Consider the following 11,991-nt stretch of genomic DNA (forward strand, 5'->3'; position numbering starts at 1 on the left):
CTCCCACTGGGCGGTGACGACCTCCTGCGGGACGCCGCCGAAGTCCTTGGTGTCGAGGACCTCGGCGCGGAAGGCGAGGGTGGTGGAGCCGGAGCGGACGACGGTGAGGTACTCGTACAGCCTGAGGTCCTTGTTCTTGACGTCCTGGAGGGTGAAGCGGAACGCCTTCGCCTCGTCGCCGACGGCGGGCGCCTTCACCGGCTCCACCTTCAGGTAGCGCCCCTCGGCGAGGGTCCGCTGCTCGGTGAAGCCGGCCGCGCAGGCGGTGCCCGCCTTGCCGAGGGCGGCCATGACGGCGGTGGCGTCCCCGGCCGCGTACGAGCGGAGCTGGACGGTCACCTGGACGGAGCGCGGCCCGCCGTCGGCGGAGAGGTCGCGGTGCACCTCGGCGACGGGGTCGTGGGCGGTCGCGCCCTTGGCGAGGCTGACGAGCGGCTGGCAGACGGCCGGGTCGGCGGTGTAGTGGTCGCTGAAGGGCGCTTCACCGACCCGGTAGGGGCTCGTGGTGTACGCGCCGGCCTTCTCGTCCCCGGCGAAAGCGGCCGCGGTCAGCTGGGCCTCGGTGAGGGGCGCGGGGGCTTTCGCATGCGCGGAGGGCTTGGCCTTGGGGTCGTCGGGCTCCCCCGCGCCGCACCCGGCCAGCAGGAGCATGCCGCCGAGCGCGGCGGCGACGCGCCCGGTCCGTCCGTACCGCTTTCCCGCCCCGTACATCCGTGCTCCCGTTCGTCGTCGAGATCGTGGTGATCGCGGCTCGATTATGGGTGCCGGACGTGCCGGGGCGGGCCCGGGGGCCGAAACCGGCGGGTCAGCGGATCGGGCGGTGGACGTTCTCCCTGGTCGAGGGGCCGGGGGTCGCGTCGGCGATCCAGGGGCCGTCGCCACTGGGGTCGAGGACGCCCTCCTCCAGCCAGGTGTACGTGCCCGAGAGCACGCCCTGGACGACCTTGCGGTCCAGGTCGTCGGTGTTGTGCCAGAGCCGGCCGAAGAGCTCCTCGACGCGGATGCGGGACTGGCGGCAGAACGCGTCCGCGAGCTGGTACGCCTCGCGGCCGTGCTCGTCGGCGGAGCGCAGCAGCTCGGCGCGGACGCACGCGGCGCTCATGGCGAAGAGCTCGGCGCCGATGTCGACGATCCGGGCGAGGAAGCCCTGCTTGGTCTCCATGCGGCCCTGCCAGCGGGACATGGCGTAGAAGGTGGAGCGGGCCAGCTTGCGGGAGGTGCGTTCGACGTAGCGCAGGTGGGCGGCGAGGTCCGGGTGGCCGGCGGGGTGGAACTCGGCGTACGAGCGCGGCAGCTGGCCGGGGCCGGCGACGAGCTTGGGCAGCCAGCGGGCGTAGAAGGCGCCCGCCTGGACGCCCGCCTTCGCCTTGTCGCCGAGCGTCTTGTCGGGGTCGATGATGTCGCCGGCGACCGCGAGGTGGGCGTCGACGGCCTCGCGGGCGATCAGCAGGTGCATGATCTCGGTCGAACCCTCGAAGATGCGGTTGATGCGCAGGTCGCGCAGGAGCTGCTCGGCCGGGACGGGGCGCTCGCCGCGGGCGGCGAGGGAGTCGGCGGTCTCGAAGCCGCGGCCGCCGCGGATCTGGACCAGTTCGTCGGCCATGAGCCAGGCCATCTCGGAGCCGTACAGCTTGGCGAGGGCCGCCTCGATGCGGATGTCGTTGCGGTCCTCGTCCGCCATCTGGCTGGAGAGGTCGACGACGGCCTCGAGGGCGAAGGTGGTGGCGGCGATGAAGGAGATCTTCGAGCCGACCGCCTCGTGGAGGGCGACGGGCTTGCCCCACTGCTCGCGGACGCCCGTCCACTCGCGGGCGATCTTCAGGCACCACTTGCCGGCGCCCACGCACATCGCGGGCAGCGAGAGGCGCCCGGTGTTGAGGGTGGTCAGCGCGATCTTCAGACCGGCGCCCTCGGGGCCGATGCGGTTGGCGGCGGGGACGCGCACCTGGTGGAAGCGGGTGACGCCGTTCTCCAGGCCGCGCAGGCCCATGAAGGCGTTGCGGTTCTCGACGGTGATGCCGGGTGACTGGGCCTCGACGACGAAGGCGGTGATGCCGCCCTTGTGGCCCTCGGACTTCGGTACGCGGGCCATGACGACGAGCAGGTCGGCGACGACGCCGTTGGTGGTCCACAGCTTCACGCCGTCGAGGACGTACTCGTCGCCGTCGGGGACGGCGGTGGTGGCGAGGCGCGCGGGGTCGGAGCCGACGTCGGGCTCGGTGAGGAGGAAGGCGGAGATGTCGGTGCGGGCGAGCCTCGGGAGGAAGGTCTCCTTCTGCTCGGTGGTGCCGAAGATCTTCAGCGGCTGCGGTACGCCGATCGACTGATGCGCGGAGAGCAGGGCGCCGACGGCCGGGCTGACGGAGCCGACCAGGGCCAGGGCCTTGTTGTAGTACACCTGGGTGAGTCCGAGGCCGCCGTACTTGGGGTCGATCTTCATGCCGAGGGCGCCGAGCTCCTTGAGCCCGTCGATCACGGCGTCGGGGATGCGGGCCTCGCGCTCGATCAGCGCGCCGTCGATCTTCGTCTCGCAGAAGTCCCGCAGTTTGGCGAGGAACTGCTCGCCGCGCTGGACGTCCTCGGCGGGCGGGAGCGGGTGCGGGTGGATGAGGTCGAGCCGGAAACGGCCGAGGAACAGCTCCTTGGCGAAGCTGGGCTTGCGCCAGTCCTGTTCGCGGGCGGCCTCGGCGACCTGGCGGGCTTCGCGCTCGGAGACCTTGGGCTTGTGGTGGGGGCCGGACATGGTGGGCTCACCTCGCCGCAGTCGGGGGCGGCCGGCCGGTGCTCGGGCCGACCGGTTACTCGACCGTACCTACCCGATTCCGGCCCAGACGAAAAGGCGGCCGGAGCCCCCGCACAGTGGGCTCCGGCCGCCGGTCTGGGCCGTACGAGTGACGGGCTGTTACAGCGCCAGGCCCGTGAGGACCAGCACCCGCTCGTACGTGTAGTCGTCCATCGCGTACCGCACACCCTCGCGGCCGACGCCCGACTGCTTGACGCCGCCGTACGGCATCTGGTCGGCGCGGTAGGACGGGACGTCGCCGACGACCACGCCGCCGACCTCCAGGGCGCGGTGGGCGCGGAAGGCGGTCTGCAGGTCGTGCGTGAAGACGCCGGTCTGGAGGCCGAACTTGGAGTTGTTGACCTCGGCGAAGGCGGCGGCCTCGCCGTCGACCTTGTGCAGGGTCAGGACCGGGCCGAAGACCTCCTCGCAGGCGAGGGTGGTGTCGGCGGGCAGGTCCGCCAGGACGGTCGGGGCGTAGGTCGCGCCCTCGCGCTTGCCGCCGGTGAGCAGCGTGGCGCCGCCCTTGACGGCCTCGTCGACCCAGGACTCGACGCGCTTGGCGGCGTCCTCGCTGACCAGCGGGCCGACGTCGGTGGTGTCGTCGGACGGGTCGCCGGTGCCCTGCGCCTCGACGGCGGCGACGACCTTCGGGACGAGCCGGTCATAGACCGACGCGTCGGCGATCACGCGCTGCACGGAGATGCAGGACTGGCCGCCCTGGTAGTTCGAGAAGGTGGCGATGCGGGTCGCCGCCCAGTCCAGGTCCTCCTCGGAGGCCCAGTCGGCGAGGACGACGGCCGCGGCGTTGCCGCCGAGCTCCAGGGTGCAGTGCTTGTGCGGCACCGACTCCTGGATGGCGTAGCCGACCTTGTCGGAGCCGGTGAAGGAGATCACCGGCAGGCGCTCGTCCTTGACCAGGGCGGGCATGGCCTCGTTCAGGACGGGCAGGACCGACCAGGAGCCGGCCGGCAGGTCCGTCTCGGCGAGCAGCTCGCCGAGGATCAGGCCGGAGAGCGGGGTGGCCGGGGCGGGCTTGAGGATGATGGGGGCGCCGACGGCGATGGCCGGGGCGACCTTGTGGGCGCACAGGTTCAGCGGGAAGTTGAACGGCGCGATGCCGAGGACGACGCCCTTGGGGAAGCGGCGGGTCAGGGCCAGGCGGCCGACGCCACCGCCGTCGGTGTCGAGGCGCTGGGCCTCGCCGCCGTTGAAGCGGCGGGCCTCCTCGGCGGCGAAGCGGAACACGGACACTGCGCGGCCGACCTCGCCGCGGGCCCACTTGATCGGCTTGCCGTTCTCGGCGGAGATCAGCTGGGCGATCTCCTCGGTGCGCTCGGCCAGGCGCTTGGACACGTGGTCCAGGGCGGCGGCGCGGACGTGGGCGGGGGTCGCGGCGAACTCGTCGACGACCGCGTGCGCGGCGGCCACGGCCTCTTCGACCTGGGCCTCGGTGGGAACGCTGACCTGGCCGACGAGGCGGCCGTCCCACGGGGAGGTGACGTCGAAGGTGGTCTCGCCGGTGGCCTGGCGGCCGGCGAGCCAGAAGGCGGTGGCAGTCATGTGCGATCCCGGCCCTTTCGAAGCTGTGCGGAGGTTGGGGGGCTGCTGTGCTGTTCACACGGTAGGGCCGGGTGGCCGGGCCGTGGTTTGTCCGGGATGGAGTGGTGCGGGGAGTCGGTTTCGCCGTTCCGTACGTTACGGCCGGCGCGCGGGGCTTCCCGGGCGGCGCTCCGTGCTCACGATGAGGCACACGCCCGCCACGACGATCGCGCCACCGAGGGCGATGGGCCAGGTCACGGCCTCGCCCAGGACCAGCGCACCGAGGGCGACGGCCACGACGGGGTTGACGTAGGCGTACGTCGCGACGAGCGACAGCGGGGCGGTGTGCAGGAGCCAGGCGTACGCGGTGAACGCGAGCAGCGACCCGAAGAGGACGAGGTAGGCGAGCGCGGTCCAGGAGCGGGCGGAGAAGGCGGTCGCGTCCAGGCCCCGGTGCTCGCCGCGGACGAGCCCGAGCGCGAGGCAGCCGAGGCCGCCGACGACCATCTCGTACGCGCTCGTGGTGAAGGGGTTCTTCGGCATGGGCAGGCGCGAGGAGGAGAAGGAGCCGACGGACCACATGACGGTGGCCACGATCACCGTGAGCACGCCCGCGATCCGTACGTCGCCACTGAGGCCGGGGAGCGTGAGGATCGCGAGCCCGGCGAGGCCGAGCAGCACCCCCGCGTACGCGCCGGGGCCGGGACGCTCGCCCGCCGCGGTGCGCAGCACGACGACCCAGGCGGGCACGACGGCGATGAGCAGGGCGGCGAGGCCGGAGGGGACGGAGGTCTCGGCGAGGACGACGAGGCCGTTGCCGCCGAGGATCAGCAGCAGCCCGACGACGGCGGTGGAGGCGAGCTGCGCGCGGGTCACCTTGAGTACGGCGATGCCGTGCCGCCAGGCGAGCAGCGCGGCGAGCAGCACGCCGGCGACGACGAAGCGGGCGCCGGCGGAGAGGAAGGGCGGCATGGTCTCGACGACGACCCGGATGCCGAGGTAGGTCGAGCCCCACACGACGTACACGATCGCGAGGGCGGCCCAGACGGCGCCGCTGATGCGGCGGCCGGCGGGTGGAGGGGGCGGGAGTGCGGGGGTGCCTGCGGCGGCCGGGTCGACGGCGGGACTTGTCATGCACCGGAGATTATGGATTCCAGGCGCCCGACATCAAGAAATCTGCCCGATTCCGGGCAGGGATTCGGGAATTGGCCGCTTTCTCGCCCCTCTCCGGTTGGGGCGCGGTCGCCAGTTCACGGGCGGTGCGGACGAACTCCCGCACCGCGCCCGTCGCGTGCGCGGCGCGCCACACCAGGCCGTAGCCGAGGGGGGCGGCCCCCGCGAGCGGTACGTAGGCGACGCCGGGCCAGGCGTGGTACGTGGCCAGGTGCGCCGCGGCGAGCAGGCCGCCCCGGCCGCCGGCGACCATCGTCAGCGCCTCCTGGAGGTTGGTCACGGCGGGGCCCCGGCCGATCGGGCGGCCGCCGGGCGTGCGCGCCGGGCTGTGGAGCTCCCGGCGGTAGGGCGGGAGATCGCCGTCGACGGTGAGCAGCGGCAGGCCGGCCAGGTCCTCGTACGCCACCGACGCGCGCGCCGCCAGCGGGTGGCCCGAGGGGAGAGCCAGCACCCGGGCGTCCGACAGCAGGGCGGGGCTCGCGGCCAGGTCGTCCTCGCGCACCGGGAGTTCGATCAGCTGGACGTCGAACTCGCCCCCGCGCAGCTTGCCGTACGGGTCGGCGAGCGGCACCTCGCAGACCTCGACGGCCAGCCGGGGGTGGCGGGCGCGCAGGGTCTCCACCGTGCGCATCACCAGCTCCCCCGTGAGCGGCGTGGAGAACCCGGCGTACAGCACCCCCGTCACGCCGCGCGCCTCGGCGGTGGCACGGGCCATGGCCTCCCCGATGGCCCGGTGGTGGGGCGCGATGTCGTCGCGCAGGCGCCGGCCCAGGTCGGTGAGGGCGACGCGGCGGCTGGTGCGGACGAAGAGCGGCGCGCCGACGCGGCGCTCCAGCCGCTGGACGAGCTGGCTGACCCGGGCCCGGGACAGCCGCATCCGGTCCGCCGTACGGCCGAAGTGCAGCTCCTCGGCCAGGAGCAGGAAGCACTCCAGTTCGTCGCGTTCCACGGTCGGTCCCCCCGCATGAGCCTCGATCGGTAAGCGTGACTGAACGAACGTCGCGCTCTTCGCCGTTGTTCCCCCGGACCGGCCCGCCGAGGGTGGTGGGGACACCGACTCCCTACTCTCCCAAGGGACTTCCATGAGCACGCAGACGACAGAGACGAGAACGCGGACGGGTACGCCGGGGCTCCGGCCACGCGAACGGGGCATGCTCTTCGTCCTGTGCGGCGCGATCTTCCTCGAAGGCATCGACGTGGCCATGCTGAACGTGGCGCTGCCCGCCATCCGAGCCGATCTGGGCCTGTCCACCGGCGCGCTGCAGTGGGTCATGAGCGCGTACGTCCTCGGCTACGGCGGCTTCATGCTGCTCGGCGGGCGCGCCGCCGACCTCTTCGGCCGCCGCCGGATGTTCGTCTTCTGGCTGACCGTCTTCCTCCTCTTCTCCGGGCTGGGCGGCTTCGCCACCGAGGGCTGGACGCTGATCACCGCGCGGTTCGTCACCGGCGTGGCCGCCGCGTTCATGACCCCGGCGGGCCTCTCGGTCATCACCACGCACTTCGAGGAGGGTCCGCGCCGCACCAAGGCGCTGCTCGTCTACTCCGGTACGGCGGCCGGCGGCTTCTCCATCGGGCTGGTGGCCGGCGGTCTGCTCGCGGCGGCCGACTGGCGGTGGGTGTTCTTCGCGCCCGTAGCGCTGAGCGCCGTGATCCTGCTGGGCGCGCTCGTCTTCGTACCGGCGTCACCGCGCCCGGACCGGACGGGGCAGGGCGTGGACCTCGCGGGCGCGGTCAGCGTCACCGCCGCGATCGTGCTGCTGGTGCTGGGCGTCGAGCGGGCCGCGCACGGCGGGCTCGGTGCCACCCTGGCGACCGTGGGCGGGGGCCTCGTGTGCCTGGCGGTCTTCGTGGCCGTGGAGCGCCGCTCCCCGGCGCCGCTGGTGCGGCTGGGGATCCTGCGGTCCGGGGCGCTGGTGCGGGCGAACCTCGCCGGGCTGCTCTTCGCCGCCGGTTTCTTCGGCTTCCAGTTCCTGGTGGTGCTCTACCTCCAGGAGCTGCGGGGCTGGTCCACGCTGCAGACGAGCTTCGCGATGATCGTCATCGGGGTCGACGCGATCCTGTCGCCCACGCTCACGCCGAGGCTGGTGAACCGCTTCGGCAACGGCCGGGTGATCTTCGGCGGGCTGCTGCTGGCCGCCCTGTCGTACGCCCTGTTCCTGCCGGTCGGCCCGGACTGGACGTACCTCGCGATGTTCCCGAGCCTGATCGTCCTCGGGCTCGCGTTCTCGCTCGCGTACGGGCCGCTGACCATCGCCGCCACCGAGGGGGTCGACGAGGAGGAGCAGGGCCTGGCCGGGGGGCTGCTGTACACGTCGTTCCAGTTCGGCGCGGCCCTCGGGCTGTCCGCCGCGGCCGCGGTCAACGCCGCCGCGACCGGGGACGCGGGTACGCCCGAGGCCCTGCTCGACGGCTACCGGGCGGCCCTGTGGGTGCCGCTCGCCACGGCGCTGGCGGCGGTGGCCGTCGGCGCGTTCGGGCTGCGGGCGCGGGCGCGGGGCGGCACGCAGGGGGCCGGGGGGCCGGCGGACGTCTCGGAGCCCGCCGCGGCGCGCTGAAACGAATCAGCGGAAGCGGATCAGCGGAAGCGTCAGCGGGGCGCCGGGGCCTCGCCCGTGGCCTTGAGGGCGAGCCACAGCTCCATGCGCGCGTCCGGGTCGTCCAGGGAGCGGCCCAGGATCTCCTCGACGCGGCGCATGCGGTAGCGCAGCGTGTGGCGGTGGACGCCGAGGTCCGCCGCCGCCGCGTCCCACTGGCCGTGGCGGGAGAGCCAGGCGCGCAGCGAGGCGACCAGGTCGCCGCGGCCGGTCGCGTCGTGTTCGTGCAGCGCGCGGAGCAGGCCGTCGGCGAAGGCGCGTACGGCGTCGTCGGCCAGCAGCGGGAGCACCGAGCCGGCGGCCAGCTCCTCGTGCTCGACGAGCGCGCGGCCGCGGCGGCGGGCCACCGAGAGGGCCTGCTCCGCCTGCTTGTACGCGGAGGCGGCGGCCGTCGGGCCCGTGGGGGCGGACAGGCCGATCACCAGCCCGGCCTCCTCCGCCTCCTTCTCGGCGTACGCGTCGCACGCGGCGGCCACCGCTCCCCCGTCGGCCGCGAGCACCACCAGCCGCTCCTCGCCCTCCGGCACCGTCAGCACCGTCTCGCCGGTGCGGGCGGCCGCCGTCTCCAGGGTCTCGGCGAGCGTGGTGAGGGCGGGCTCCGCGCCCGGGTCGCGGTCGCCGGCCGGTTCGGCGATCAGCAGCCGGAACGGGGCGTCCAGGATCCCGCCGTACAGGTCGCCCGCGACCGCCCGGGCGTGGTCGGGCTGGCCCGCGAGCATCATCCGCAGCACGGCCGCGCCGAGCCGCTGCTCGGCGGCCTGGAGGGAGCGGGACCGTTCGGTGGTGAGGGTGAGCAGGGCGATGGCGGAGTGGACGGCGTACCGCTCCGCCGTGCCGAGCGGGGCGCCCGTGCCGACGGCCAGCGCGCCGCGTACGCGCCGCCCCGTGCCGAGCGACTGGAGCTCCACCCGGTCGTCGGTGCCGCCGACGACCGCGCTCGCCGGGGCCGACCGCTCCCGCAGCCGCTCGACGTCGGCGGTCAGCCGGGCCGCGCGCCGGGCGGCCCAGTCGGGCGCCGCCGCGAGGACCTGGCCGGAGGCGTCGTACAGCGCGGCCCAGCCGTCGACGTGCGAGGCGAGCCGCGCCACGACCGCCGCGGGGCCCTCCGCGAGCGCCGCCCGCGTCATCTCGCGCTGTGCCTCGAAGCCGGCCGTCACGGCCCGGTACTGGTCGGCCGCGAGCGCCGCCGAGACCGCCTTGGAGATGGCGAGGAACGGCGTGCGGCGCGGCACCTCCAGCAGGGGCAGGTCGGCCTCGCGCGCCGCTTCCAGCAGCGCGTCGGGGATCTGGTCGTAGTTGACGCCGACCGCGAAGCCGAGCCCGACCACGCCCGCGTCGGCCAGCCGCTTCACGTAGCGGCCCATGGCCTCGCGGTTCCCGGCGTCCAGCTTCATCGCGGTGACCAGGAGCAGCTCGCCGCCCTCCATGTACGGGACGGGGTCGGCGAGCTCGCTGACGTGCGCCCAGCGGACGGGTGTGTCGAGGCGGTCCTCCCCGGCGCGGACGGTGAGCTTCAGCGCCGAGTGCTGGACGAGCGAGGCGAGCGTGAGCGGCATGGCGGAACCGTCGGACTTTCGAGGAGGGATTTTCGCCGTCCCGTATGAACGGCTCCCTTCAATTCTGCCAGCACGTATGACAACCGTCTTACGTGCGCAGATCGACCAGAAGCGGAGGGGTGTGTTCCCCTCGGACGCCTGTCAGGGACAGTACGGCATGCCCGGGCGGCACCGCGTGGGCGAGGTCCGAGGCGGACCAGCGCTGCCGCTCCACCTCCCGCACCGTGACCGCCTCGGCCGTCGCGGCCTTGCCGGTCACCAGGCGGCGCAGGAAGTGCAGCGCCTTGGTGAGCGGCTCCTCCGCGATGATCTGCCGGTTGGTCACGTCCCGGGTCTGCACCCACTCCGTGCCCCAGGTCTCCGCGAACCGGCCCCCGTCCCACGCCGCGAGCCCCGCGAACGCCATCCGGCACCCCACCGCGCCCAGCAGCGGCCCGCGCAGCGCCTCCGGTACGTCCTCCAGGGTGCGCAGCGCCAGGACGACACCGGCGTGGGCCGAGCGCAGCCGCTGGATGGCGCGTACGGAGTCGGCGGTGACGGTGTACGTGGCGTCGTCCAGCACCAGGCAGGCGAAGAGCGACCGGTCGCCGCGCGCGAGGGCCGCCTCGGTGAACTGCGCGAGCAGCAGCCGCGCCACGATCCGGGAGGCCTCGGCGTGCCCGCGCTCGGGCAGGTCGACGCGGACGCGCAGCGGGTGCTCGATGGCGCGCAGCGAGAACGCCGGGGTGGAGCCCCTGCCGAAGAACCGGGCGAACGCGGGCCGGTCCAGGAACGCGATCCGCTCCGCGAGCAGCACCGCGACGTCGTCGCCCCGCTCCGCCTGGCGCGCCCGGGCGTCGAGCTCCCGCAGCTGCGCGGGGTCACCGGCGACGGCCGCGCGCAGCCCGGCCAGCACCTCGGGCGCCCCGCCGAGCAGCTCGCGCAGCTCCGGCACCGCCGGGAAGTGGCCGTACGCGGCGCGGTACGGCCCGATGAGCTGGGCCAGCGCCGTCGCCGCCCGGCGGCTGTCCGGCACGAGGTCGCCGACGAGCGCCTCGGCGAGCATGCGGGCGGCCTCGTCGGGGTCGTCGGCGCCGCCGTACAGGTCCAGGTCGTGCGTGGAGTCCGGGCGCCCGACGCGTACGACGACGTCGAAGGCGGCGTCCGGCGCCAGGGCGGCGCCCTGGGCGGTCACCGCGACGACAGCGGCGCGGTTGGCGAGGGCCTGGAGGCACAGGGACTCCACCACCGGCCGGATCACCCGGACGGTCTTGCCGGACCCGGCGGGCCCGACCGCGACCAGCGAGGTGCCGAGCACGCCGGGCTCCAGCGCGACGCCGGTGGTCCGCCGCGCGTAGGGGTTGCGCGGGTGGTCGGCGGCGGTGCCGATCCGCACCTGCCCGGTCGCCAGGTCGTGCACGGCGGTCCGGACGGGCAGGTCCCGCACGCCCGAGGGGTGCGCGCAGGCGGCGGCGCCCTGCGCCCGTACGGCGTCGGCGAAGGCCGCGAGCCGCTCCGGGTGCGTCCGTACGCCCTGCCAGGCGCGCCGGATGCGGGCGTAGTCCACGTCGCCGAGGGCGCCGGAGCGGGTGGCCTCGGCGAGCAGCGCGGCGGCCTCGGCGAGCCCGGCGGCCCGCAGCTCGGGCCAGTCGGCGGGGTCGGCCTCGGGCGGCGGGGGCGGGGGCGGGGTGTCCTTCCTGCGGACGTACCGGCGCCAGATCTCGGGGACGTGGCCGATGCGCGCGAAGAAGACGAGCAGGCCGGCGGCGACGAGGCCCACGTACACGTACCAGGCCACGACGAAGGACATCGTGCCGCGCCAGGCGTCGGGGGTGAGCAGGTACAGGGGCCAGAGCCAGTAGTCGCCGAGGTAGTTGTTCCACAGCAGCGACCACAGGAGCCAGCCGCTGAGCAGTGCGATGAGTGCGCCGGCGAAGAGGCGGCGGGCCGGTACGGCCTCGGGCTCCTCCTGGGGCCGGGGGCGGTGGCCGAACCGCCACACCCCGGGCTCGGCGTCCGGCCGCGGGGTGCGCAGCCAGGCGACGACGCCGCCGGTGCCCCCGCCGGTGGGCGCGGCGGGCGGGTGCGCGGGCCGCGGCGGGTGCGCGGGCGGCGGTACGGCGGGGGCGCCGGCGGTGCCGCCGCCGGACGCCCCTTGCGTCCCCTGTGCCCCCTGCGTTCCGTACGTGCCGTACGTACCGTCGGTGTCCATGAACCCCTGCCCCCTGACCAGCCGGGTCGCGCGCGTCTGTGCACCTGTCAATCTAGTGGGCGGACCCCTCCGGGGACGCGGATCGGCGGTCCTATGTCCGCAGCGGACAACGACACGCCCTTCATCACTCCCTATCGGCGCATGCCCCCACCC

The 11,991-nt window shown here is 74.5% G+C and carries 8 protein-coding genes; 1 reads left to right on the plus strand and 7 read right to left on the minus strand.

Annotated elements, in window-relative coordinates:
• From AB0A69_RS28385 to AB0A69_RS28405, 5 genes are all read right to left on the minus strand, one after another.
• Positions 1 to 711, minus strand: a 711-nt coding sequence (locus AB0A69_RS28385; protein WP_361427968.1) for a hypothetical protein, incomplete at its 3' end; no start/stop codon positions are given.
• 94 nt (positions 712 to 805) lie between these two features.
• The gene (locus tag AB0A69_RS28390) at positions 806 to 2,743 is read right to left on the minus strand and encodes an acyl-CoA dehydrogenase family protein (protein ID WP_361427970.1); all 1,938 of its coding nucleotides are present in this window, start codon (positions 2,741 to 2,743) and stop codon (positions 806 to 808) included.
• Positions 2,744 to 2,902: 159 nt separating this feature from the next.
• The gene (locus tag AB0A69_RS28395) at positions 2,903 to 4,345 is read right to left on the minus strand and encodes an aldehyde dehydrogenase family protein (protein WP_361427972.1); all 1,443 of its coding nucleotides are present in this window, start codon (positions 4,343 to 4,345) and stop codon (positions 2,903 to 2,905) included.
• Between the two features lie 135 nt (positions 4,346 to 4,480).
• The gene (locus tag AB0A69_RS28400; RefSeq protein ID WP_361427974.1) at positions 4,481 to 5,458 is read right to left on the minus strand and encodes an EamA family transporter; all 978 of its coding nucleotides are present in this window, start codon (positions 5,456 to 5,458) and stop codon (positions 4,481 to 4,483) included.
• 10 nt (positions 5,459 to 5,468) lie between these two features.
• The gene (locus tag AB0A69_RS28405) at positions 5,469 to 6,446 is read right to left on the minus strand and encodes a LysR substrate-binding domain-containing protein (RefSeq protein ID WP_361427976.1); all 978 of its coding nucleotides are present in this window, start codon (positions 6,444 to 6,446) and stop codon (positions 5,469 to 5,471) included.
• Positions 6,447 to 6,648: 202 nt separating this feature from the next.
• On the opposite strand from AB0A69_RS28405, the gene AB0A69_RS28410 reads away from it, so the two are divergent.
• Positions 6,649 to 8,052 (plus strand): MFS transporter, encoded by a 1,404-nt coding sequence (locus tag AB0A69_RS28410; RefSeq protein WP_361428156.1) that lies wholly within the window; start codon positions 6,649 to 6,651, stop codon positions 8,050 to 8,052.
• Positions 8,053 to 8,084: 32 nt separating this feature from the next.
• Here the strand turns inward: AB0A69_RS28410 and AB0A69_RS28415 are convergent, their stop codons facing one another.
• Both AB0A69_RS28415 and AB0A69_RS28420 read right to left on the minus strand, forming a co-directional pair.
• Positions 8,085 to 9,647 (minus strand): PucR family transcriptional regulator, encoded by a 1,563-nt coding sequence (locus tag AB0A69_RS28415; RefSeq protein WP_361427977.1) that lies wholly within the window; start codon positions 9,645 to 9,647, stop codon positions 8,085 to 8,087.
• 88 nt (positions 9,648 to 9,735) lie between these two features.
• Positions 9,736 to 11,838: an ATP-binding protein gene (locus tag AB0A69_RS28420; protein ID WP_361427979.1), complete on the minus strand. Its 2,103-nt coding sequence runs from the start codon at positions 11,836 to 11,838 to the stop codon at positions 9,736 to 9,738.
• Positions 11,839 to 11,991 lie beyond the last annotated feature (153 nt).

Source organism: Streptomyces sp. NPDC045431, assembly GCF_040646655.1.
Classification (GTDB): domain Bacteria; phylum Actinomycetota; class Actinomycetes; order Streptomycetales; family Streptomycetaceae; genus Streptomyces.